A 23001-nucleotide genomic window follows, 5' to 3' on the forward strand; every position below is an offset into this window, starting at 1 on the left:
TGTGAAAACTGTTGTGGGACAACCGAACCATGTCGTCGTCGTGGGGGCCGGGCTGGCCGGTCTCGGCGCCGCGCTCCACCTGCGGGGCGCCGGACTCGCGGTGACCGTCCTCGAGCGCGCCGACCATCCCGGCGGCCGGGTGGGCCGCTACCGCTTCGACGACTACGAGATCGACAGCGGCGCAACGGTTCTCACCCTGCCCGAGACCATCGACGACGCGCTCGCGGCGGTCGGGCGGACCCGCGAGGATGTGGGGCTGCGCATCCACCGCCTGGCACCGGCCTATCACGCCCGCTTCGCCGACGGCAGCGACATCCGGGTCTACGACGACGCCGAGCAGATGGCCGAGGAGGTGACGCGCACCTGCGGCCCCGGCGAGGCCCGCGGGTACCGACGCCTGCGCGACTGGCTCGGACGGATGTACGAAGCCGAGTTCGACGAATTCATGAACGCCGATTTCGATTCGCCGCTCGACATGGTCCGCACACCGGCCGCCCGCTCCGCGCTGGCGCGGGTGGTGCGGCTCGGTGGGCTCGGCAAGCTCGGACCACGGGTGCGCTCCTACCTGCGCGACGAGCGACTGACCAGGCTGTTCACCTTCCAGGCGCTCTACGCGGGGACCGCGCCGGATCAGGCGTTGGCCGTCTACGGCGCCATCCCGCACATGGACACCTGCCTCGGCGTGTACTTCCCCGAGGGCGGGATGCGGGCCGTCACCACGGCGCTGGCCGAGGCGTTCACCACCGCCGGTGGGCACCTCGAACTCGGCACCGAGGTCGTCGGCATCGACTACGCGACGGGCAAGGGCACCGCGTCGCCGGGCGCTCGGCACGCCGAAGCCGTCCGCACCGTGGACGGCCGGAGCATCGCCTGTGACGCCGTCGTCGTCACCGCCGACCTCGGCTCGATCCGCCGTTTCGGGTTGCGCAACCGACGCGGGCTGCGGGCCTCGCCGTCGGCCGTCGTCGCGCACGGCACCGTGCCCGCCGAGGTCGCCGCGCGGTGGCCCGTGCAGGCCCATCACACGATCGAATTCGGGGCCGCGTGGGAGCAGACCTTCCGCGAGATCGCGGCGGGCAAGGGCCGGGGCACGCTGATGAGCGACCCCTCGCTGCTGCTCACCCGCCCCGCGCTCAGCGACCCCGGCCTGTTCGTCGACCGCGTCGACGGCCGCTGGGAGCCGCTCTCGCTGCTCGCGCCGTGCCCGAACCTCACCTCGGCGCCGCTGGATTGGGACCGGATCGGCCCGGCCTACCTGCGTGAACTGTTCGCCACGCTCGAACAGCGCGGCTACACCGGCATCGGTACCAACTTCCGCGTCGACCGGTTCGATACCCCGGCCACCTGGGCGAGCCAGGGCATGATCGCGGGCACACCGTTCTCGGTGGCGCACCTTTTCCGGCAGACCGGACCCTTGCGTCCACGGAACCTGCCAAGGGGCGTGGACAACGTCGTTCTCGCAGGTTGCGGCACCACTCCTGGGGTCGGTGTACCCACCACACTGCTGTCGGGCAAGTTGGCGGCGGCGCGAATCACCGGTAGCCGGGCGCACACCGGGGGCGACCACCGGGTTAGTGTTCGGAACTGAAGCCGTAAACTGGCGGCCGACTTATCACTCGCGGTTGCGACCGCCGACCATCCGGGGGGACCGACCGAAGATGCCGCCCCCCGAGACGACCGTAGGCCCCATGGACACCACGCGCACCCTCGAACCGCAGCGCCATCTGCCCGCCGGGACCGATCCCGGGGTGCGGACACGGCTGCGCACGGCGGGCGATTTCGTCCGCAGCCCGGAAGGCCACGCCGCCCTCATGGGCTTCGTGGGCGCCATCCTGATCACTTTCGGCGGTTTCGGTGCGGGCGCGGTCCGCAAGCGCGATCCGTTGCTCGAGGCGCTACACCTGTCCTGGTTGCGGTTCGGGCACGGCTACGCGTTGTCGACGATCATCATCTGGGCCGGTGTGCTGATGATGATCACGGCCTGGGTCCGACTCGGCCGCAACACGATCGGCAAGGGTGAATCGACGGTCACCCTCAACGAACTACGGGCCATCGTCGGCATCTGGACCGCACCGCTGCTGTTCGCGGCGCCGATGTTCAGCCGCGACGTCTATTCCTACCTCGCCCAGGGCGCGCTCCTGCGCGACGGGTTCGACCCCTATCAGGTGGGCCCGGTCGCCAATCCCGGCATCCTCCTGGACAACGTGAGCACGGTGTGGACCACCACCACCGCGCCCTACGGTCCGATGTTCCTGCTGATCGGACGCGCGATCACCTCGATCACCGGCGACAACGTGATCGCCGGAACCATCGCCCTGCGCATCGTCATGCTGCCGGGGCTGGTGTTGATGATGTGGGCCGTGCCGTACCTGACCAAGCACCTGGGCGGTAAGCCGACGGTGGCGCTGTGGCTGGCGGTGCTCAACCCGCTGGTGCTGATCCACCTCATCGGTGGCGTGCACAACGAGATGCTGATGGTCGGGCTCATGTGCGCCGGTATCGCGCTGGTGCTCGAGCGTCATCACGTGGCGGGCATCGTCGTGGTCGCCATCGGCGTGGCGATCAAGGCCACCGCGGGCGTCGCGCTGCCCTTCCTGGTGTGGATCTGGATCCTGCACGAGAAGGAACGACGAGCGGCCGAACGCCGGGACCGCGCCGACTCCGATGCGGCGCTGTCGGAGGAACAGAAGCATCCCGACGCCGCTCGCCCGTCGGCGGACATGCCCCACCCACTGCTGGTGTTCGCCAAGATCGCCGGGATCGGCGTCGGTGTGTTCGCGGCGGTCTTCGGGGCGGCCTCGGTGATCGCGGGTGTCGGGTTCGGGTGGGTGACGGCCCTGCAGGGCTCCAACAAGATCATCCAGTGGCTGTCGCTTCCGACGCTGTTCGCCGAGTTGGTCGCCCTGGTGACCCCGCTCGACTTCGACTCGGTGCTGTGGCTGACCCGTAAGTTGTGCCAGGTGGCGCTGGTCCTGCTCCTGGTGGCGACCTGGTGGCGGTTCCGGCACAGCGAGCGCGAGGCCGTGATGGGCATCGTCATCGCGTTCGTGGCGATCGTGGTGCTCTCCCCCGCCGCGCTGCCCTGGTACTACTCCTGGCCGTTGGCGCTGGCCGCGGCCTTCGCGCTCTCCACCCGCACCCTGATGTGGTTGGTCGGCATCTGCACCTGGCTGATGCTGGTGTTCCACCCGGACGGTTCGAACGGCCTCTACAGCATCGGGCACGTCGCCGTCGCGACGTTCGCCGCGGTCGTCGCCGCGGTGTCGCTGCGGCACGTCGACCCGCTGCATCTGCGGTCGGCGGGTTCGCGCGCGGTCGCTCAGCAGCACGCGCGCTCCCTGTCCGCATGAGCGGACCGGTCGTTCCCCGGAGATCCGAACTCGACGAGGCCTACGCGACCTGTCGCCGCATCGCCGCCGAACACGGCCGCACCTACTACCTCGCCACCGCCCTGCTGAGCCCGCGGCGACGCCGGGCCGTCCACGCGCTGTACGCGTTCGCGCGGATGGTGGACGACATCGTCGACCACGCCGACGACCCCGGGCGGGTCCTCGACCCCGTCGACCGCACAGCAGCACTCCCACCGAGCTTCGCCCCGACATCGGGGGCCGAGACACCGATGGCCGGGGACGCGGCGCGATACTCGACCGCGCGGGCAGCGTTCGGGCCCGCGGGCGACCACAGCACATCCCCCGCTCAGCACCTCGATCTGGTCGAGAAGCAGCTTCGCCTGGCCATCGAGCAGGGCGATGTCGACACCACCGATCCGCGGCGTCGCCAGATCATCGCCGCGACGGCCGAGACCATCGCTCACTACCACATCGCGCACGCGCACATCTGGACGTTTCTCGACGCCATGCGCATGGATGTCCCCGGCACCACCGTCCACCGCACGCACTACGCGAGCATGGCCGAACTGCGCGGCTACATGCGCGGGTCCGCGGCCGCCATCGGTCTACAGCTGCTGCCGGTACTCGGCACCGTGGTCCCGATCGAGGAGGCCGAGCCCGCGGCCGCCGCCCTCGGCGAGGCGTTCCAGGTCACCAACTTCCTGCGGGACGTCGCCGAAGACCTCGATCGCGGCCGCGTCTACCTACCGGCCGACGAACTGGCCGCCTTCGACGTGGACGAGGCGCGGCTGCGGGCGTGCCGGGCCGCCGGGCGAACCGATCAGCCGACGCGGCGCGCCCTGGCGCATCTGATCGCCGTCAACCGCGACATCTACCGCCGCGCGCTCCCGGGCATCGACCTGCTGGCTCCCCGGGTCCGTCCCGCGATCCGGACCGCCGCGGTGCTCTACGCCGAGATCCTGGATCGGATCGAAGCGGCGGATTTCCAGATCTTCGCCACCCGCGCCACCGTCCCGAACCACCGTCGGATCCTGGTGGCCGCCAAGGGTTTCGCCGTCCCACGCCGCTGATCGAGGGTCGGCGGAGAGCTCAGAAAGGCTCGGCGGCGGCGCGGCGGACGACCTCGCGGGCCAGCGGGCCGTGCAGGGCGTCGACCGGACGGCCCGGCAGCGAGTCGTCCTCGGTGTAGATCCAGCGCAGGATGTCCTCGTCGCTGTACTTGCCGTCACGCATCACCGTGATCAGGCCGGGCAGCATGCGGACGATCTCGTCGTTGTCGTCGAAGAAGCGGGACGGAATGCCCGCGACACCGCCCCGGCGCACCGCGAGGAGCTGGTGATCGCGCAGCAGTTGATGCACCGCGGTCACCGGGACACCGAGTATGTCGGCGGCCTCGGGCAGGGAGACGAGGGTTTCGGTGTCGGGCAGCACGTCGTCGCTGCAGGGGAAGGCACTCACCCATACAACGGTAGTACGTGACGCGACGCATCCATCGGCTGGCATGCCGTCACACCCGGTTACCATCGTGGTGGCCGCACCACCGTGGCCAGTTCGTCGTACGCCGGAGGACACCTGTGATCGGCCAGATGCTGGAAGGGCGCTATCGCATCGATGCGCCGATCGCTCGCGGCGGAATGTCGATGGTGTTCCGAGGAACCGACACCCGGCTCGACCGCCCCGTCGCCATCAAGGTGATGGACCCCAAGTTCGCCGGCGACCCCCAGTTCCTGAGCCGCTTCGAGTTCGAAGCCCGTGCGGTGGCCAAACTCAAGCACCCCTCGCTGGTCGCGGTGTACGACCAGGGCATCGACGGCGAATACCCGTTCCTCATCATGGAACTGGTCGAAGGCGGCACCCTGCGCGAACTGCTGCGCGAACGCGGCCCGATGCCGCCGCACGCCGTGCGCGCCGTCGCCGAACCGGTGCTGCGCGCCATCGGCACCGCCCACGACGCGGGTCTGGTGCACCGCGACATCAAACCGGAGAACGTCCTGATCTCCGACGCGGGCGAGGTGAAGATCGCCGACTTCGGCCTGGTCCGCGCCGTGGCCGCCGCCAACACCACTTCCGCCAGCGTGATCCTCGGCACCGCCGCCTACCTCTCGCCGGAGCAGGTCACCTCGGGCACCGCCGACGCACGCTCGGATGTGTACTCCTTCGGCATCCTGATCTTCGAACTGCTCACCGGCCGGGTGCCGTTCACCGGCGACAACTCGCTGTCGGTGGCCTATCAGCGGGTGGAGAACGACGTGCCCGCGCCGAGCCAGTTCATCGACGGTGTGCCCGCCGAGTTCGACGCACTCGTCGCCGAGGCCACCTCCCGCGACCCCGCGAAACGGTTCGCCGACGCCAACCAGATGGCGGCCAACCTGCAATCGGTGGCGATGAGCTTGCAGCTGCCGCCGTATCGCGTTCCGGCGCCACGGGATTCGGCCGAACACCTCAGCGAGGCCTTCCGCCCCGACCCGGCGGCGATGAATCCCGTGACGCCCCACCGGGAGCCGGTGTCGCCGCGCCCGGTCGCCCAGCCACAGCACACCCGGGTGGTCACCGCGCAGCGGCCACGGCTCGACGATCCGGCCGATCCCGTGCACAACCCGTTCGTCCCGGCCGAAACCCATACCCGCCGTACCGGTCTGGTCTGGGTCGGCATCGTCACCGCACTCACGCTGCTGGTCGGTATCGGCGGCTGGTGGGTGGGTGTCGGCCGCTACACGGCGGTGCCACCGATCGCGGGGATGGACACCGAGCGGGCCGTCGCCGTGCTGGAACAGGCCGGATTCGAGACGGTGCTGCGGCAGAAGGCGTCCGACACGATCCCGGTGGGCGGAGTGGTCGGCACCGATCCGTCGGCCGGTTCGCGGGTCACCAAGAGTTCCACCATCGCGGTGCTGATCTCCAACGGCAAACCGCGCGTACCCGAGGACATCAAGCCCGGCGACCAGATCAGCGCCGTGAACGCCGCGATCCGCGACATGGGTCTGCAACCCATCGACAGCGGTGAGGCCGCCAGCACCGCACCGAAGGGTTCGCTGGCCAGGGTGGAACCGGCCCCCGGCACCGTGCTGCCGATGGGCGCGCAGGTGAAGGTGTACCGCAGCAAGGGTTCGCAGCCGGTGAACGTGCCCGACGTGCGCGGCAAGACCACCGAGGAAGCCAACCAGGCCCTCACCAAGGCCGGTCTCACCGTCCGCGAGGTGACGGTGCAGTACGACAAGAGCATCGAGGGCGACAAGGCGATCGGCACCGACCCCGCCGTCGGCACCACCCTGCAATCCGGCGACAGCGTCACCCTGCTGGTCTCCAACGCCGTCAAGGTCCCCAACGTGATGGGTCAGACCGTCGGCAACGCCCGCGCCAAACTGCAGCAACTCGGCCTGCGAGTAGAGGTCAAATCCCTCACCGACTCCGACAACTCCCTGGTGATCGGCCAGGTCCCCGGCATCAACACGAATGTCGAAGCAGGCACCGTCGTCTCCCTCACCGCCCTACCTTGAAGAGATCGCGCCCCGGAGAAGGACGACAAGCCCGACAAGGACGACGACAAGGAAAAGCCCGGTCGCGGCGGTAACCGCTGACCGGTCAGGATCCGATCTTCGGGCCGATCCAGGCGATCCGCACGGTCCTGTCCTCGAAGACCACCCGCAGGTGCAGGCGGCCCGCACCCGGTGTGAACCGCAGATGGGTGTCGAAGAGTCGAGTCACGCCGTCCAGATCCTCGAACCAGCAGAGATCGCGTCGCCCATCGTGCTCCGGGCTGACCTTCGACCGCCATCGCGGTTCGGTCGATCCGTCGGTCCGCCACTCCACCACCATCTCCTGCAGCTCTTTCAAACGCCCGAAGACCGGCTGTACCCAGCGCGGATCGAGTGCCGTGAGATGCTCGGCGACACCGGGCAGAAAGGTCAGCGCTGGAAAGAGCTCGGCGTGCCCGCTCCACAGTTGCGATCCCTCGGTGATGGCCGCCCGGTAGCGCACCTCGTCGAACCACGCACGGTGGACCGTCAGATGCTCTGTCGCGGACAGGTGCCGGACCTCGACCACTTCCTCGCCCACCGCATCGGCCGCCTCGTCGAACCACGTCCGATCGATCGGGATCTCGGTGCGATCCCACCGGTGAGCCGTCGGCAGACTCACGGCAAGCCCGTCGTGACTGTGCGCCAGGCCGAGCCCTTCCGCCCGCGTGCCCTCGAGGTGGTACTCCACGTCGCGGTCGCGTTCCGAGACCAGTTCCGCGTACGAATACGGGGCACGATCCTGCAGCATGCGCAGGGCGCGCCACAGATCCTTGTTGCGATCGGCCCACCTGGCCATCGGATACCCGGGAGCGAGCTCGATGTGCGGCAGTTTGAGCGGAGTCACCAACGTCGCACGCGGTTGTATCGCGCGGACCGCTGTGACGAACCGGCGCATCGCGGCGGTCACTTCGTCCTCGCGCAACTCGTGCGTGCACGAATGCTCGTTGAGGCACAGCAGCACCGACATCGTTCCCCCACCGTGTTCGTGTCAGTCGATCAGCACATCCAGCGCATGATCCCACTCGTCGAAGAAGCCGGGCGGCCAGTTCTCGATCGAACCACTCGGCCGGACCTCGATCGGGTCCACATGCTTGACACCGACGTCGTCGGTGCGAAAGTACAACAGCTGCAAGTCTTTCGGCGTGAGAATCGCACGTTTCACCGCGATCCGCAGGCCGTTGAGAACGTGGTCGCTGTGCGATTCGACGATCAACTGCGCGCCCGAGGCAGCCGCGCGGGCGATGAGCTGTGCCATCGCCGACTGCCCACGCGGATGCAGATGAGCTTCCGGGTTCTCCAGCAGGATCAGGCTCCCCGGTCGCGCGGTGAGGCAGGCGATCACGATCGGCAGCGCGTAGGTGAGCCCGAAACCGACATTGGTCGGTCGGTACCTGTTCGACGACGACAGGCCGCCCGTGCCCTGGCTGTAGGACAGACGCACCGCGTCCGTGCCATCGATACCGGTGGCCTGCAGGTTCACCCCGGGGCACAGGTAGCCCAGCCAGGCCTCGGTCTGGCGCAGCAGTGTGTTCGACACCGCCTCGCTGTGCCGCAGGTCCTCGGCGACCTCGTCGTCCTGGTGGATACGCAGGTAGTTCACCGCGTGTTCGCCGCGCGCACCGAGGAAACCGTGCTGAACCGCGGTCGAGCGCAGATAGCTCACCGCTGGGTTGATCCGGTCGGCACGCAGGTACTGGAAGAACGCCGCGCGGTCGATCGTTTCGTGTGCGCGGAAATCCCGGTCGAGCTCGCGGCGCAACTTCTCGTCCCGTCCCAGCGCATCTCTGTCCAGCCGACGATCGTCGCGATCGATGAGCGAACCGAGGTCGAAATTCCGCGAGATCCGCAGGAGGTCTTCCTCGGCCGCGTACTCGGCGGACCAGAAGGCCCGTCCGCGCAGTTCGTTGTCCGGATCGTTCAGATCGCTGCGCAACTCGATCTCGATGGCCCCCGGTGTGGTCGTCCCCTTGATCCACGCCTCGTGCCGGACATCACGGCCGAGACCGAGCTCCACGAACTCGCCGTTCAGCGCGAAGGCGAACTCGACGCCGGGCCCGAACTGCGCTTGCCGAAGCAGCGCCAATGCCTGCAACACCGTGCTCTTGCCCGAGGAGTTGAGGCCGGTCAGCAGGGTGAGTCTGCTCAGCGGGATCTCGATCTCGGCGAACGCCTTGAAGTTGCGCAGCAGAATGCTGGTCAGCACCTCTCATCCCCGATCGTAGTCGGCGAGGAGCGCGTCGATCATCGCGAACCGGTACCGGATCGATGCCGGGTCACCCGTGCTCACCGAGATCGCCCGATCGAACCTCGGGTTGTCGCTCAACAATTTCCGGAAGCCCTTCACGAACGACCGCGGTGAGTTCTCGATTCGGCGCGCCGCTCGCGGACGAGCAGCGAAGCCGACGGCGAGAACCTCGAACAGCGCCTTGTTGACCGGGTATCGGGCGGCATTCGACTCGTACTGCTTGCGGAATGCGTATTTTCCGAAGACGGCGAGGTTCGTGTTCATCGCCATCGTGAAGGCGGTGCGCAGTTGCGCGACCCGCAATTCGCCCAGGTGGTTGATCCGGTGCATCGAATCCCGGAGGAACTTGTCGAAATCCTTCTCCCGGTATTCGAGCGGGTCACTGATCGAGAAGGCCAGGAACCGCAGCACCATTTCCCGATCCGCCATCCGACCCTTCGCCACCGAACCACTGGTGGCCGCGCGGAATTCAGCGGAGTCCGCGAGTTCGCCGAGCAGCGTTCGGGCCCGGCCCGGAATCAGTGCGTGTCGCAATTCCTGGGTGGTCAACGGCAACCCGCCGGTATTGAGGCGGGCGAAGATGTTGAACTTCGCTTCGTCCGGTGTGCCTTTGCGGATCAGGTGCAGCACGATCTCGGTTTCCTCGAGCCGGGTCTGCAGTCGTCCGGGCAGATCGTCGAAGCGTTTGCCGTTGAAATCCAGATAGTTCAGGCCGCGCAGTGTCAACGGGGAGAACTCCGACGACGGTGCCATGAACCGCACGATGGCAGTGAGCCGCTGAATGCCGTCGACGATCGCCCACCGATCGACGCCGTCGTCGTCATCGGGCACCTCGGCGGCGTAGAACGCGGGCAAGGGGATCCGCAGCAGGATCGACTCGATCAGGCGGCTCTGATTCTCCTCGCTCCAGATTCCGGCCAGCCGCTGGAAATCGGGTTGCAGGTCGATGGTTCCTCGGCGCAGACGGGAGAGCATGAGCGCCACCGTCGGGGTGCGGGTCACGACGTCGATACGCTCCGGGTCGTACGGCTCCCCGTTGGCTGTCCCGACATCCTCGCGCTCGATGTCGACCAGTTCGCCCCCGGCGCTGAGGTCGCGTGTGACCGTCGCGCGAGCGTCGACCCCGTCGTTGTCCATCAGACTGACCACTCCCCTGTCCGCGTCGGCCGGTAGGCAACTGTACCGGGTCGCCCCGGGCTTCGCGGGCGCCACTACGTTTCGGGCGAGGCGCGAAATCAGCAGCGCCGCAGCGCTATCGCAGCATCTCGGCGACCAGGAAGGACAGTTCCAGGGATTGCTGGGTGTTGAGGCGGGGGTCGCAGGCGGTTTCGTACCGACCACCGAGATCCAGATCGGAGATGTCCTGCGCCCCACCGAGGCATTCGGTGACGTTCTCGCCGGTGAGTTCGATGTGCAGGCCGCCGGGGTGGGTGCCCAGGGCGTGGTGGACCTCGAAGAAGCCCTGCACCTCGTCGACGATGCGATCGAAGTGGCGGGTCTTGAACCCGGTGGACGACTCGTGGGTGTTGCCGTGCATCGGGTCGCACTGCCAGATCACCTGGTGGCCGGTGGCCTGCACCTTCTCGATGATCGGGGGCAGCACGTCGCGCACCTTGCCGTTGCCCATCCGCGCCACCAGGGTGAGTCGACCGGGCTCGTTGTTCGGGTCGAGCCGCTCGACGTATTCGACCGCCTGGTCGGGGGTGGTGGTCGGGCCGATCTTGAGGCCGATGGGGTTGGCCAGCAACTCGGCGAAAGCGATGTGGGCACCGTCGAGCTGACGGGTGCGCTCACCGATCCACAGGAAGTGCGCGGACAGGTCGTAGAGCAGCGGTTCGCCGGTCTCGCTCTCGCTGAGCCGGAGCATCGCGCGCTCGTAGTCGAGGACGAGCGCCTCGTGCGAGGCGTAGATGCGAGCGGTCTTGAGGCTCGGGTCGTTGACCTGACAGGCCGCCATGAACCGCAGGCCCTTGTCGATCTCCTCGGCCAGGGTCTCGTAGCGCGCACCCGCGGGCGACTGGGCGACGAAGTCACGGTTCCAGTCGTGCAGGCGGTGCAGGTCGGCGGTGCCCGCGCTGGTGAGAGCGCGGACCAGGTTCATCGCGGCGCTGGCGTTGGCGTAGGCGCGGACCAGGCGCGACGGGTCGTGGCGGCGCAGCTTCTCGTCGGCGACCAGGGAGTTGATCATGTCGCCCCGGTAGGACTTCAGCCCGAGCGCGTCGACATCGGCCGATCGCGGCTTCGCGTACTGCCCCGCGATGCGGGCCACCTTCACCACCGGCATGCTCGCGCCGTAGGTGAGCACGACCGCCATCTGCAGCAGCGTGCGGATGTTGCCGCGAATGTGCGGTTCGGTGTTGTCGGCGAAGGTCTCGGCGCAGTCGCCGCCCTGCATGAGGAACGCTTCGCCGCGCGCCACCTGCGCCAACTGGGCCTTGAGGTCCTCGACCTCGGCGGGCAGGCAGATCGGCGGCACGCTCTCGAGCACGGTGCGCATCGTGGTGGCCTCGTCGGCGTCCCAGGACGGCTGCTGCAGGGCGGGGCGAGCCAGGGCGGCGTCCAGCCGACTGCGCAGCTCGGCAGGCAGCGGCGGCAGTTCCGGCAGGCGGTCAATCGGTACGTCGACGGTCCAGGTCACCAGTCAAGGATACGGACTCGCGGATGCCGGGGAATACCCGGCGTACCTGCGACGGGCCGGGCGGCACCCCTGCGCGCTTCGCGCGAAGTGCCCGCATAGGGTTTCACTCAATTCATCGTGGGCCCACCCGCCTCGTCGCGTCGGACGGGACGGACACCCACCGGCACGAAGAGGCGATCTCCCTGCGATATTTCTACGATTCGGAATTCGTCGAGGACGGCGTGACGATCGATCTGATCTCGATCGGCGTCGTCTGCGAGGACGGACGTGAGTACTATGCCGTCTCCACCGAATTCGACGCCGGACGGGCCGGGCCGTGGGTGCGCCGCAATGTGCTGCCGAAGCTGCCACCAGTCGGTTCGCCGCTGTATCGCACCCGCGCCCAGATCCGCGACGACCTGCTCGCGTTCTTCCTGCCCCGGGCCGGGATATATCCCGAGCTGTGGGCCTGGGTCGGGGCCTACGACCATGTGGCGCTGTGCCAACTGTGGGGTGACATGACCGCCCTGCCCAAGAACATGCCGCGCTACACCAACGAACTGCGTCAGCACTGGGTGGCCCACGGCAGTCCTGAACTGCCGCCCATCCCCGACGACGCGCACGACGCCCTCGCCGATGCCCGCCACAACCTGGCCAAGTTCGAGGCCATCGAATCCCACCGCCGCACACCGCGCCTCTGAGATACGACGAAGGCCCCGAGTCGGGAACGACTCGGGGCCTTCGTTGTTCGCGGAATCAGTGACCGCTGTGGTCACCGTCGCCGGTGCGTGCCTGGTGCTCGGCGAGGGCACCGAGCATCTTGTGCTCCTCCGCCTCGTCGATCTCGGCCCAGGCCTCGCCCTCGGCGCGCGGGTCGGGGCGCAGGAAGCTACCCGTGCCCGGCTTGCCCGCCGAACCGAGGCGGTTCATCTTCTTGGGCACCGGAGCGCCCTGGTACTCCAGCGGGATGGCGTGGCCGTGTGCGTCGACCCCGCCCAGCGGCTGGTGCACCTCGATGTACTCACCGTGCGGCAGACGCTTGATCACACCGGTCTCGATGCCGTGCTCGAGCACCGCGCGGTCGCTGCGCTGCAGGCCGATGCAGAACCGGTAGGTGATGAAGTACGCCAGCGGCGGCAGCAGCAGCAGACCGATGCGGCCGATCCAGGTGGTCGCGTTCAGCGAGATGTCGAACTTCAGCGCGATGATGTCGTTGACACACGAGAGCGTGAGCACCACGTAGAACGCGATGGCCATCGCACCGATCGCCGTGCGCACCGGCACGTCGCGCGGACGCTGCAGCAGGTTGTGGTGCGCGCTGGTGTCGCCCGTGAGGCGCTTCTCGATCCACGGGTAGGCGATCAGCAACGTGAACACCAGGCCCATGACCAGCGCGACCCAGAACGCCGCCGGGATCGTGTACCGGCCGAGGTAGAGCTCCCAGGCAGGCATCAGACGTGCCATACCGTCGGTCCACATCATGTAGAAGTCGGGCTGCGAACCCGCCGACACCTGCGACGGGTTGTACGGACCGAGGTTCCACACCGGGTTGATCTGCAGGACACCGCCCATGATGCCGACGATGCCGAGGGTGAAGGCGAAGAACGCGCCCTGGTCGGCGGCGAACACCGGGACGATGCGGGCACCGACAACGTTCGTCTCCGTGCGGGCCGGGCCGGGGAACTGCGTGTGCTTCTGGTACCAGACCAGCGCCACGTGGGCACCGATCAGCGCCAGGATGATGCCGGGCAGCAGCAGCACGTGCGCGATGTAGAGACGCGGGATGATGATGTCGCCGGGGAAGTCGCCGCCGAACATCAGCCAGTGCAGCCAGGTACCGACCACCGGGACACCGATGGTGATGCCGGAGAACGCGGCACGAAGACCGGTGCCCGAGAGCAGGTCGTCGGGCAGCGAGTAGCCGAAGAAGCCTTCGAACATCGCCAGGATCAGCAGCAGCGAGCCGATCACCCAGTTCGCCTCACGCGGCTTGCGGAACGCGCCGGTGAAGAAGATACGGAACAGGTGGATGATGATCGACGCCGCGAACAGCAGTGCCGCCCAGTGGTGGATCTGGCGGACGAACAGACCACCGCGCACCTCGAAGGAGATGTTCAGCGTCGTCTCGTAGGCCCGCGACATGCCGACACCGCGCAGCGGCTGGTAGGCACCGTCGTAGACGACGTGCGCCATCGACGGGTCGAAGTACAGCGTCAGGTAGATACCCGACAGCAGCAGGATGATGAACGCGTAGAGCGCGATCTCACCCAGCAGGAACGACCAGTGGGTCGGGAAGACCTTGTTGATCGAGCGCTTCACGAACGCGGCGGCGCGATACCGCTCGTCCATCTCGTCGGCCTGGTTGGCCATGATTGTTCCGACACTCATGAACGACGCTCCCAGAAGGCCGGGCCGAGCGGCTCGATGAAGTCGCCCGCGGCGACCAGGAAGCCCTCGGAGTTGACGGTGATCGGCAGCTGAGGCAGCGCGCGGGCGGCCGGACCGAAGACCGGCTTACCCCACTCGGTCGCCGAGAACTGCGACTGGTGGCACGGGCACAGGATCCGGTTGGTCTGCTGCTCGAACAGCGAGGTCGGGCAGCCGAGGTGGGTGCAGATCTTCGAGTAGGCGAAGTAGTCGCCGTAGTTGAAGCTCTCCTGGCCCTTGCGCTTGATCGCCTTCTCGGCGTCCTCGGTGCGCAGCCGGATCAGCATCACGGAGTTACGGATGCCGCGCAGCGACTGCAGGGTGGCGTGCGAATCGCCGCGCCACTTCTCTTTCCAGGGGAAGACGGTTTCCATCGCACCCGCGTCGAGATCCTCCGGGCGCACCAGGACGATGTCGTCGGGGCGGCCGGTGTCGCGGCGGATGTAGACGGTCTCGCCCTCGTAGTCCGGGGTCCAGCCCGACACCCACAGCGGCGACTTGTCCTTCTTCGCCCACGGGTTCTTGATCATCCCGCCGATGAACACCATCGCGGCACCGAGTCCGAGCACACCGACACCGGCACCGGCGGTGCCGAGCATCATCTTGCGCCGACCAAGGGTGGAGGTCTCGAGCGCGTCCTGCAGCTCGGCGGCCAGGGTGCGGCGCTCGACCTCGTCGGACGGGCCGTCGTGGCGCTGCTGGATGGAGATCTCGGCGGGGATGAACCGCTTGCGGATCAGCACCACCGCGATACCGATGACCAGCACCGAGATACCGAAGGTGAGACCGATCAGCGGGGTGAACAGCGAGTAGGCCTCGTGGCCTTCGTCGCCCTTGCCCTTCCACTCCCACGGCCAGAACAGGAAGACACCGATCAGCGCGGCGGCCGCGAGACCGGAAACGGCGAACCAGAACGTGACGGCACGCTCGGCACGCTTCTCGGCGCGGGTACCGGCCACCGGCCAGCGCTCGCCGCGGTACACGACCTCGACGTCGTCCCGCGCGGTACCGAGTTCGACGAGCTCCGCACGCGACATCGCGTCCAGTTCGTCTTCGGTGGGTTCGCGACCCATGTCGCTTCGCTCCTGTCCACTCATGACTGTGTCCTATCCGACGCGCCAAGCGCGACCTGCCCGATCACGTGCGGGAACCGATCCACATGGCCGCACCGACGGTGGCGGTGATGCCGATGACCCAGATGGCAAGACCCTCGGTCGCCGGACCGAAACCGCCGAGATCCCAGCCGCCGGGCGACTTCTCCTCCGCGGCGTTCTTGACATAGGCGACGATGTCGCGCTTCTCGTCCGGCGTCAGCTGCCGGTCGGAGAACTTGGGCATGTTCTGCGGGCCGGTGAGCATCGCGTCGTAGATCTGCTGCTCGTTGGCCGGCTCGAGCGGCGGAGCGAACTTACCGCCCGACAGCGCGCCACCACGACCGGTGAAGTTGTGGCAGGACGCGCAGTTCATGCGGAACAGCTCCGAACCGCGACCGATGTCGTCACCGCGCAGGGATTCCTGGGCGATCTCACCGTTGGCGTCGCGGATCACCGAGGGGCCACCGCCGTTGGCGGCGACGTAGGCGCCGAGCGCGTCGGTCTGATGCGCGTCGAACTTCTCCGGCTTGCGCATGGCCTGGGCCTCGTTGCGCACCATCGGCATACGGCCGGAGGACACCTGGAAGTAGACGGCGGCCTCGCCGACACCGATCAGGCTCGGGCCGCGATCCGGCACACCCTGCAGGTTCGCACCGTGGCAGGTGATGCACGAGGTCTCGTAGAGCTGCTTGCCCTCGCGGATCAGCGCCGACTGGTCCTCGTGCGCGGTGGCGATCTGCGGCTCGGGAGTGAGCGCGCTCGCCAGGAAGCCGGCTCCGACGAGGCCGACCATCAGCGCGAGCGCACCCGCGATACGACGGCGGGCGCGACGCTGCTTGCGCGTCTTGGCAGCCTGACCGGCGCCTGCGGGCTCGGGGGCCGACGGGGGAGATGAACTCATCTGTAGTCCCTTTGGAGTAGACGGAACCGACTTGTGCAAAAGCTTGTGTGCCCGCGGGCTAGCTGACGAAGTAGATCGTGGCGAACAGCCCGATCCAGACGATGTCGACGAAATGCCAGTAGTAGGACACCACGATGGCGGCGGTGGCCTGCGCGGGGGTGAACTTGCTCAGCGTGGTGCGGATGAGCAGGAACACGAACGCGATCAGACCGCCGATCACGTGCAGACCGTGGAAGCCGGTGGTGATGTAGAAGACCGAGCCGTAGGAGCTGCCCGCGATGGTCGTGCCCTCGTGCGCCAGGTGGTAGTACTCGTACGCCTGACCGGCGACGAAGAAGGCACCCATCAGCAGGGTGATCGTGTACCAGCGGCGCAGGCCGAACACGTCGCCCTTCTCCGCGGCGAACACGCCCATCTGGCAGGTGAACGACGATGCGATCAGCACGGCCGTCACCGGAACAGCCAACGCGAGGTTCAGCTCGGTGGGCTCCGGGGGCCAGTTGCCGTGCGCCTGCGCGCGCGCAACGAAGTACATGGCGAAGAGGCCGGCGAAGAACATCAGCTCGCTCGACAGCCAGATGATGGTTCCGACGCTGACCATGTTGGGCCGGTTCAGCGAATGCACACGCTGAGTAATGGCCGATCCTGGGGTGCCTACTGCGGTCGTCACGGGGTAAGTATGACTCTTCGTAGTACGACAGCTGTACCCGGGTACGAAAGTTTGTCGCGCGGACCGGAAAACCCACGTACAGAGGGGGTCCGGCGGAGCTGTCGGCGTGTTGGCGACGAGCGCGTGACAACTCATTGTGACAGCGTTGGATGTGGATAGGCTGAGACGAGGCGTGGGGACGAGGAGGCGACGATGGTCGTAGTGCGGATGTGGCGGCGGCTCTTCGGTGGGCAACCCGGTGGGCTCGATCCCACGCGCGCGGATCTGGTCGTGGTCGCGTCGAGTTTCGACGACGCCGAGGCGTCCTCGGTCGCGCTCGACCGGGCCGTCGACCTGGATCGCGGCGCGCAGGCGGTGCTGCGGCATCATCTGCGGCTGCCCGCCGAGCGGATCGACGAGGCCTGCGAGATCGCCGGATACGACGGCTACGAGCGCGCGGAGGCGGTGCGCGGGGTCTCCGACGATCTGGTCCCGGTGGTATTGCAGCGGGTGCAGATGCTCGACCCGCTCACGATCTCGCAAGAACGCTCACGGATGGCGGGGCTCGCGCAACGCCACGACGGCGTCGCCGACGGGTGGGACGCGCTGCAGCCGCCACGTCCGGCCGCCTAAACTGGCCGATCGAGCGCTACTCGGTAGCGCAACCTGGTAGCGCCACTCGGTAGCGCGACTCGGTTGCGGTTCGGTCCGGTTGCGCACCTTGTATGCGCAACCCCGTTGCGCCCGTCGTCGAAACGGAGATGCAGAGCAGATGAGCGTGCGCAGCTGGCCCCAGGTGCTCGGGACCCTCGCCGATGGCGGCGACCTCGGCGCCGACGACACGGCCTGGGTGATCGACGAGATCTTCACCGACAACGCCACCGCCGCCCAGATCGCGGCCTTCGGGGTGGCCATGAAGATCAAGGGCCCCACCCCGGCCGAGTTGGCGGGCATGGTGTCGGGGATGCTCGGGCACGCACGGCTGGTGCACGTGGACGGCGACGCGGTCGACATCGTGGGCACCGGCGGTGACCGGTCCGGCTCGGTGAACATCTCGACCATGTCCTCGGTGGTCGTTGCCTCGGCGGGTGTGCCGGTGGTCAAGCACGGCAACCGCGCGGCCTCCTCGAAGGCCGGTGGCGCCGATGTGCTCGAGGCGCTGGGGGTGAAGCTCACGCTCGGCCCGGAGTCGGTGGCGCGCTCGGTCCGCGAGGCCGGGATCGGGTTCTGTTTCGCGCCGCTGTTCCATTCGGGCTTGCGTTTCGCGGGGGCGGCGCGCAAGGAGATCGGCATTCCGACGGTCTTCAATGTGCTCGGCCCGCTGACCAACCCGGCCCAGCCCCGGGCGGGTCTGATCGGATGCGCGTTCGCGGATCTGGCGCCGGTGATCGCGGGCGTGTTCGCCCGGCGCCGCTTCGCCGACCCGGCACCGGGTGCGACGGGTACGCCGGATGAATACAGCGCCAGCGCGCTGGTGGTGCGCGGACGTGACGGGCTCGACGAGATCACGACCTCGGACCTGACCGACGTGTGGGTGGTCAGTGGCGGTCGGATCAGGCAGACCGTGCTCGACCCGACCGCGCTCGGCATCGCCCGCGTCGATCTGGACGAGTTGCGCGGCGGCGACGCGACCGAGAACGCGCGGATCGCGCGGGAGGTCTTCGCGGGGACACCGGGTCCGGTGCGTGACGCGGTGCTGCTGAATTCGGCCGCGGCGATCGTCGCCTACGACCTGTCGCGCGGGGTCGGCGACGTCGATCTGGATCTGGAGGCCGCGCTGTCCACGGCGATGGGACGCGCCGCCGCCGCGGTGGACAGCGGCGCGTCCGCGAAGTTGCTGCAGACCTGGGCCGAACTCACCCAGGTCCTCGACGAAAGCTGAAAGCCCTACTCCCCCAGGGAGAATCCGGCTTCCACGTCGGCACTGGAATACGACTTGAAGGCGATGTGGGTGGTGGTGCGCACCACCCCGTCGACCTTGTCGATGCCCTCGGTGACGACCTCGGCGATGCGCGCGTGGTCGCGCACCCGCACGATCGCGATCAGGTCCACATCGCCCGCGCAGGAGTACACCTCGGCGACTCCAGCGGTATCGGCGAGCGCCTGCGCGGTCTCGGGGATACGGGAGTTCTCGGCCTGGATCAGCACGATCGCGGTAATCATGGGATCAGCCTAGAACTTCGGGTCGCTCGGTGGCCGCTTTGAACCGTCGCATGAGGTCGTAGCTCTTCACACCGGGCGCCGTTTCCAGCGAACTCGACACATCGACGCCGTAGGGGCGGTGGCGGGTGATGACGTCGGCGACATTGTCCGGATCGAGGCCACCGGCCAGCACGACTCGGCCCGGCTGGGCCCGCACCCAGTCGGGGAATTCCTCGAAGACGCCGCTGCCCACGCTGGCGTCGTAGAAGAAGTACTCGCTGGTCTGATCGGGTGCGGGCGGGGTCGAGGAGCAGAAGGCCAGGTTCGGCAGGTCGGCCCAGGTGTAGAGCTGGACGACGTCGAAGGCGTCGGCCACTTCGGCGACTTCCGCGTGTTCCAGGGCCACCGCGAAGGTGGTGATACGGCCGCGCGCGTAGTCGGCGAGGGCACGGGCCTGCTCGGGCGTGCGGTACCGCTTGCTCTTGGGCGTGACCATGACACCGATCGCCGAGTAGCCGAGCTCGACCGCCCAGTCGATCTGTTCCTCGGTGGTCAACCCACACACCTTCACGAACACCGCAACCAGTCCTTTCCACCGTGAACGTCACCGACCATGATCCAGGACTGCCGAGGTACGTCTCGGCCAGGTTGATGTGACACCGCCGGTCGCTCCGCGTCGTTCCCGGACTGTTCGGCGCACAACGTGCGCCCGCTGCGGTTTCGGGCGATCACCGCTGCGCCAGATACTGCTCCTGCTCGGACCGCACTTCCGCCGCCTCCCGCGCCAGCTGCGCCCAGGCGACCCAGCGGGCGGCACCGTGCAGCGGTTCGCAGTAGCCGTCGCTGGTCCGGACGATTCGGGCACCGGGTTTGGCGAGCCACCGCGCGATGACGCCGACCTCCTCCGGCGGCGCACCGAGGAGCGGGGGTACGTCGTGGGCGAACATGGGTGGCCTGTCGGCGCGCGACCCGGCGGGCTCGGCAAGCGACGGAGCCATGATCGGCGACGCGGGAGGCTCGGACGGATCGGTTGTCGCCGGGGCGTCGACGATTCCCGGGATCGGCATCGCTGCTCGGGACGGTACGCGTTCCTTGCTCGGTGCCGCGTCGCCGAGATCGGGCACGACTGTTTCCGCGGCGGCCACGATCTGGTCTACGACGGCCATGGGTGGGGTGCCGCGACGGGCGACGCCCGCGGCGGCGAGGCGGCCGTGGCGGATGACGGAGAATTCCCAGCCGCCCGCACCATCGGGGAGCGCGATGATCAGTTCGGCGAGGCGGGCCAGCGCCGAGAGGCGTTGGGTGCGAGCCAGTTTGGTCACGACCGCGACAGCACGGTCGCGCAGGCGCGCTGCGGCCTCGAAATGTTCTGCGGCCGAATAGGTTTCGATACGATCAAGCATCGCGCGCACGAGGGCGTCGGACCGGCCGGTGAGCAGGTCACGCACCGAATCGCAGGCAGGTGTGTACCCGGCCGCGTCCACGCCGTCTTCGCGGGCGGCCGGGCACCCGCCGACCAGCGCCGGTTGACAGGTGTGTTTCGCGGCGCGAGTGAGCCGGGTGGCGCAGGTGCGCAAGCGGGCGAACTCGGCGATCGTGAGGCCGACATCGACGGCATCGGTCCGAGAGTTGAAGGGGCCGAGGGCAGTTCGGGTGGGAGTACGCACCGCCACCAGACGCGGGAACGGTTCGTCGGTCAGGCTGAGCCACCAGCCGCGCTTGGGGAACTTCGAGCGGCGGTTGTAGGGCGGGGCGTGGGCGGCGAGCAGGCGCAACTCGCGCACACCGGCTTCGAGGCCGTGCGCGCAGTCCACATGGTCGACCCGTTGCGCCAGGGCGACCATCTCTTTCATCCGGCCTCGCGTCTCCGACCCGGTGAAGTAGTTGCGTACGCGGCGGCGCAGATTCACCGCCGTCCCTATGTAGAGGACTTCGTCGGACGGGCCACGGAACAGATACACGCCGGGGGCAGCGGGCAGATCATTGGCGAAAGTACGCTTCGCGCGCTGCGTTCCGGTGACACCGGGCAAGTAGTCGAGCAGCTCCGTCAGGCTCTGCACACCCTGGTTACCGACGCGGGCGATCAGCGCGTGCAACACGTCGACGGTGGCGCGGGCATCGTCGAGGGCGCGGTGCGTCGGCGTGGTCGACGCACCGAGGATCTGTGCCAGCACCCCCAGCCGCGCCGACGGCGCCTCGTCGCGAGTGAGCACCCGCCGCGCCAGCTTCACCGTGCACAACACCTGCGGATTCGGCCACGCAATGTCCTGGCGCGCGGCCGCGGCTTTCAGAAACGCCGTGTCGAACCGGGCGTTGTGCGCCACCAGCACCGCCCCCGCCGCGAACTCGAGAAACCCCGGAAGCACCGCCTCGATGCGCGGTGCGGCATACACCATCGCCGTGGTGATCCCGGTGATCCGCACGATCGCGGGCGGAATCTCGTACCCCGGATTCACCAGGGTCGCGAACTCCCCCAACACCTCTCCCCCACGCACCTTCACCGCCCCGATCTCGGTGATCGCGTCACCGTCGGGACTGGTCCCGGTGGTCTCCAGATCGACGACGACGAAAGTGGTGGCATACAACGGCGTATCGAGCTCGTCGAAGGCCAACTGCCGCGCGGTCGGGAGTACAGGGTCGGGCACGGACAGCAGAGTAAGGAAAGGGTCCGACAGTGTTGGTTGGAGCGCTGGCGCGCTCGAGTCGGCGGCCCCTGCGGTCCCGACGATCAGGTGCCGGTGCTTGCTCCTTCGTCGCGTACGCACCGGCACCTGATCGTCGGGACGGCCGCCGACCGCCGCTGCGCGGCGATCCCTCCTCGAGGTCGGGATGTGCGGGACCGGATCGGTGGTTATGGGCATGACTCGAGTAGCTCTGGTCGAAGGGCGCGCGAGCGTGACGACGGTAGGTGACGCACGCTGCGTCGAGTGGGCCCGGACGTGGTGGCGCTGTGGGGTGCGGCAGATTGTTCGGGGGCTTCGGGTGTATGACTCGTTGCCTAGCCAGGAGGTTGCCTCGGCGAAGGGTGCGCGGGTTCAGCGGGGCACGTGCTGTGGCCAGTCGGGGAGGGGAAGGGGTGGGGTGGGGTGGGACGAGCCGTCAAGTAGCGGCTCCACTGTGGGAAGGTGGGCAGCGGCTGCGGCTTGTAGTAGGTCAGTGGTGGGCGCAGGGTGGTGGTGGGGCGGGTCGAGGCGTCGTCGGTGTCGACTCCCGACACAGCGCGGGCCAGTCCGACGACGAACAAGAAGACGAGGACGGCGATCGTGCGTGTGCTCGATCGTCTGGCGCCGCCGGTGCTCGGACCGCCGAGGTGCTCGCGGCGCACCGCCGGGTCGCGCAACGAGCCGGAAGGATCGGGTACCTGTCGCAGCAGTTCCCGCGCCGCCGGCCCGTGGGCCGGGTCGAGTTCGGCGGCCCGCAACAGCCACCGCTCGGCATCCGCCCGCCGCCCCGACCGCGCGGCATCTGCGCCGAGCAGATACATCGCCTCGGCATTGTCCGGTTCCAACCGCAACGCCTGCTCGAGCGCCGCACGGAACGCCACGGCGTCGGCCTCGCCGCCGTGCCACAGCACGCGGGCACGCGTGAGGTAGAGCAGGGGCTCCTGCGGGTCGAGTTCGATGCCCGCGTCGACGGCGGCCAGCGCGGCCTCGCGATCCCGCGGCGCCAGCACGACCGCGAGTACCCGGTGACACTCGGCCGCCCACGGGTTCAGGTCCACGCAGGTGTACGCCGCGCGCACGGCTTCGTCCTGATGAGCGAGCGCGGCGATCCGATCGGTGTCGGTGAGCCGGTCGAACAATCCGTGTTCACTGAGCGCGAGCAGGATCCACGCGAACAGGTGCTCGGGGTCGTGGCGCAGCGCCGTGCGTGCCGCCGCGCTCGCGGTGGCGAAGTCCGCGGACCTCAGCCACGTGTGCGCGACGTGTGCGTGGGCATCGGCGTTGTCGGGTTCGACGGCCAACACACCGGCCAGTTCGGCGCGGGCCGCCTCGAGCCGGTCCAACTCGATCAGTACGACGGCCCGGTCGAGTCGCGGTTCGCTCATCGGTGCCGAT

At 68.3% G+C, this 23001-nt stretch carries 20 protein-coding genes; 7 read left to right on the top strand and 13 right to left on the bottom strand.

Going from position 1 to position 23001, the window contains the following annotated elements; translation table 11 throughout:
• The first annotated feature begins 1 nt into the window (after window position 1).
• From crtI to NC7_RS20815, 3 genes are all read left to right on the top strand, one after another.
• The gene (crtI, locus tag NC7_RS20805) at window positions 2–1588 is read left to right on the top strand and encodes a phytoene desaturase family protein (protein ID WP_067985633.1); all 1587 of its coding nucleotides are present in this window, start codon (window positions 2–4) and stop codon (window positions 1586–1588) included.
• A gap of 100 nt (window positions 1589–1688) precedes the next feature.
• Complete coding sequence (locus tag NC7_RS20810; protein WP_067985636.1) at window positions 1689–3350, top strand: alpha-(1->6)-mannopyranosyltransferase A; 1662 nt, start codon at window positions 1689–1691, stop codon at window positions 3348–3350.
• On the top strand, window positions 3347–4420 hold the full coding sequence (locus tag NC7_RS20815; RefSeq protein ID WP_067985645.1) for a phytoene/squalene synthase family protein: 1074 nt from the start codon (window positions 3347–3349) through the stop codon (window positions 4418–4420). Before NC7_RS20810 ends, NC7_RS20815 begins: the two co-directional genes overlap by 4 nt.
• 19 nt (window positions 4421–4439) lie before the next feature.
• Here NC7_RS20815 and NC7_RS20820 read toward each other — a convergent pair whose 3' ends face one another.
• Window positions 4440–4808 (bottom strand): Rv2175c family DNA-binding protein, encoded by a 369-nt coding sequence (locus NC7_RS20820; protein WP_067985654.1) that lies wholly within the window; start codon window positions 4806–4808, stop codon window positions 4440–4442.
• 116 nt (window positions 4809–4924) lie between these two features.
• On the opposite strand from NC7_RS20820, the gene pknB reads away from it, so the two are divergent.
• Entirely contained in the window at window positions 4925–6847 is a 1923-nt protein-coding gene (pknB, locus tag NC7_RS20825; RefSeq protein ID WP_236573690.1) for a Stk1 family PASTA domain-containing Ser/Thr kinase, read from the top strand.
• Between the two features lie 85 nt (window positions 6848–6932).
• On the opposite strand, the gene NC7_RS20830 is transcribed toward pknB, so the two are convergent.
• The 4 genes from NC7_RS20830 to NC7_RS20845 all read right to left on the bottom strand — a co-directional run bounded on the left by NC7_RS20830 (window position 6933) and on the right by NC7_RS20845 (window position 11751).
• The gene (locus NC7_RS20830) at window positions 6933–7835 is read right to left on the bottom strand and encodes a hypothetical protein (RefSeq protein WP_067985660.1); all 903 of its coding nucleotides are present in this window, start codon (window positions 7833–7835) and stop codon (window positions 6933–6935) included.
• Window positions 7836–7856: 21 nt separating this feature from the next.
• Window positions 7857–9071, bottom strand: a complete 1215-nt coding sequence (locus tag NC7_RS20835) for a DUF3696 domain-containing protein (protein ID WP_067985663.1) — start codon at window positions 9069–9071, stop codon at window positions 7857–7859.
• Window positions 9072–9074: 3 nt separating this feature from the next.
• A complete protein-coding gene (locus tag NC7_RS20840; protein ID WP_067985665.1) occupies window positions 9075–10250 on the bottom strand; it encodes a DUF262 domain-containing protein in 1176 nt (391 codons plus the stop codon).
• A gap of 115 nt (window positions 10251–10365) precedes the next feature.
• The gene (locus NC7_RS20845) at window positions 10366–11751 is read right to left on the bottom strand and encodes a class II 3-deoxy-7-phosphoheptulonate synthase (RefSeq protein WP_067985671.1); all 1386 of its coding nucleotides are present in this window, start codon (window positions 11749–11751) and stop codon (window positions 10366–10368) included.
• Between the two features lie 182 nt (window positions 11752–11933).
• Here NC7_RS20845 and NC7_RS20850 point away from each other — a divergent pair, with 182 nt between their 5' ends.
• Window positions 11934–12431 (top strand): polyadenylate-specific 3'-exoribonuclease AS, encoded by a 498-nt coding sequence (locus NC7_RS20850; RefSeq protein ID WP_067985887.1) that lies wholly within the window; start codon window positions 11934–11936, stop codon window positions 12429–12431.
• Between the two features lie 55 nt (window positions 12432–12486).
• Here NC7_RS20850 and qcrB read toward each other — a convergent pair whose 3' ends face one another.
• Genes qcrB through ctaE form a run of 4 tightly spaced genes read right to left on the bottom strand, consistent with a single transcriptional unit; the run spans window position 12487 to window position 16822 of the window.
• A complete protein-coding gene (gene qcrB / locus NC7_RS20855) occupies window positions 12487–14118 on the bottom strand; it encodes a cytochrome bc1 complex cytochrome b subunit (protein ID WP_067985673.1) in 1632 nt (543 codons plus the stop codon).
• On the bottom strand, window positions 14115–15254 hold the full coding sequence (qcrA, locus tag NC7_RS20860) for a cytochrome bc1 complex Rieske iron-sulfur subunit (RefSeq protein ID WP_067985675.1): 1140 nt from the start codon (window positions 15252–15254) through the stop codon (window positions 14115–14117). The genes qcrB and qcrA overlap by 4 nt, the downstream gene beginning before the upstream one ends.
• 40 nt (window positions 15255–15294) lie before the next feature.
• Window positions 15295–16152, bottom strand: a complete 858-nt coding sequence (qcrC, locus tag NC7_RS20865) for a cytochrome bc1 complex diheme cytochrome c subunit (protein WP_084458653.1) — start codon at window positions 16150–16152, stop codon at window positions 15295–15297.
• A 58-nt stretch (window positions 16153–16210) separates the two neighbouring features.
• Entirely contained in the window at window positions 16211–16822 is a 612-nt protein-coding gene (ctaE, locus tag NC7_RS20870) for an aa3-type cytochrome oxidase subunit III (RefSeq protein WP_067497399.1), read from the bottom strand.
• A gap of 192 nt (window positions 16823–17014) precedes the next feature.
• Here ctaE and NC7_RS20875 point away from each other — a divergent pair, with 192 nt between their 5' ends.
• Together NC7_RS20875 and trpD are read left to right on the top strand one after the other, a co-directional pair.
• Window positions 17015–17434: a hypothetical protein gene (locus tag NC7_RS20875; RefSeq protein WP_067985684.1), complete on the top strand. Its 420-nt coding sequence runs from the start codon at window positions 17015–17017 to the stop codon at window positions 17432–17434.
• A 139-nt stretch (window positions 17435–17573) separates the two neighbouring features.
• On the top strand, window positions 17574–18683 hold the full coding sequence (trpD, locus tag NC7_RS20880) for an anthranilate phosphoribosyltransferase (RefSeq protein ID WP_067985687.1): 1110 nt from the start codon (window positions 17574–17576) through the stop codon (window positions 18681–18683).
• 5 nt (window positions 18684–18688) lie between these two features.
• Here the strand turns inward: trpD and NC7_RS20885 are convergent, their stop codons facing one another.
• From NC7_RS20885 to NC7_RS20900, 4 genes are all read right to left on the bottom strand, one after another.
• Complete coding sequence (locus NC7_RS20885; RefSeq protein WP_067985689.1) at window positions 18689–18964, bottom strand: Lrp/AsnC family transcriptional regulator; 276 nt, start codon at window positions 18962–18964, stop codon at window positions 18689–18691.
• A 4-nt stretch (window positions 18965–18968) separates the two neighbouring features.
• A complete protein-coding gene (trpF, locus tag NC7_RS20890; RefSeq protein WP_157102106.1) occupies window positions 18969–19499 on the bottom strand; it encodes a phosphoribosylanthranilate isomerase in 531 nt (176 codons plus the stop codon).
• 172 nt (window positions 19500–19671) lie between these two features.
• Complete coding sequence (locus NC7_RS20895) at window positions 19672–21588, bottom strand: DEDD exonuclease domain-containing protein (protein WP_067985693.1); 1917 nt, start codon at window positions 21586–21588, stop codon at window positions 19672–19674.
• 353 nt (window positions 21589–21941) lie between these two features.
• The gene (locus NC7_RS20900) at window positions 21942–22991 is read right to left on the bottom strand and encodes a tetratricopeptide repeat protein (RefSeq protein ID WP_067985697.1); all 1050 of its coding nucleotides are present in this window, start codon (window positions 22989–22991) and stop codon (window positions 21942–21944) included.
• Window positions 22992–23001: the final 10 nt, after the last annotated feature.

Source organism: Nocardia caishijiensis NBRC 108228 (assembly GCF_001612825.1).
Lineage (GTDB): Bacteria > Actinomycetota > Actinomycetes > Mycobacteriales > Mycobacteriaceae > Nocardia > Nocardia caishijiensis.

Bases quoted from the DNA above. Each gene is read 5' to 3' on its own strand.
- NC7_RS20830 (WP_067985660.1), bottom strand. From the start codon at position 7,835: ATGTCGGTGCTGCTGTGCCTCAACGAGCATTCGTGCACGCACGAGTTG.
- qcrA (WP_067985675.1), bottom strand. From the start codon at position 15,254: ATGAGTGGACAGGAGCGAAGCGACATGGGTCGCGAACCCACCGAAGAC.
- NC7_RS20875 (WP_067985684.1), top strand. From the start codon at position 17,015: ATGGTCGTAGTGCGGATGTGGCGGCGGCTCTTCGGTGGGCAACCCGGT.
- NC7_RS20900 (WP_067985697.1), bottom strand. From the start codon at position 22,991: ATGAGCGAACCGCGACTCGACCGGGCCGTCGTACTGATCGAGTTGGAC.
- trpD (WP_067985687.1), top strand. From the start codon at position 17,574: ATGAGCGTGCGCAGCTGGCCCCAGGTGCTCGGGACCCTCGCCGATGGC.
- NC7_RS20810 (WP_067985636.1), top strand. From the start codon at position 1,689: ATGGACACCACGCGCACCCTCGAACCGCAGCGCCATCTGCCCGCCGGG.
- qcrC (WP_084458653.1), bottom strand. From the start codon at position 16,152: ATGAGTTCATCTCCCCCGTCGGCCCCCGAGCCCGCAGGCGCCGGTCAG.
- NC7_RS20815 (WP_067985645.1), top strand. From the start codon at position 3,347: ATGAGCGGACCGGTCGTTCCCCGGAGATCCGAACTCGACGAGGCCTAC.
- NC7_RS20840 (WP_067985665.1), bottom strand. From the start codon at position 10,250: ATGGACAACGACGGGGTCGACGCTCGCGCGACGGTCACACGCGACCTC.
- qcrB (WP_067985673.1), bottom strand. From the start codon at position 14,118: ATGAGTGTCGGAACAATCATGGCCAACCAGGCCGACGAGATGGACGAG.
- NC7_RS20885 (WP_067985689.1), bottom strand. From the start codon at position 18,964: ATGATTACCGCGATCGTGCTGATCCAGGCCGAGAACTCCCGTATCCCC.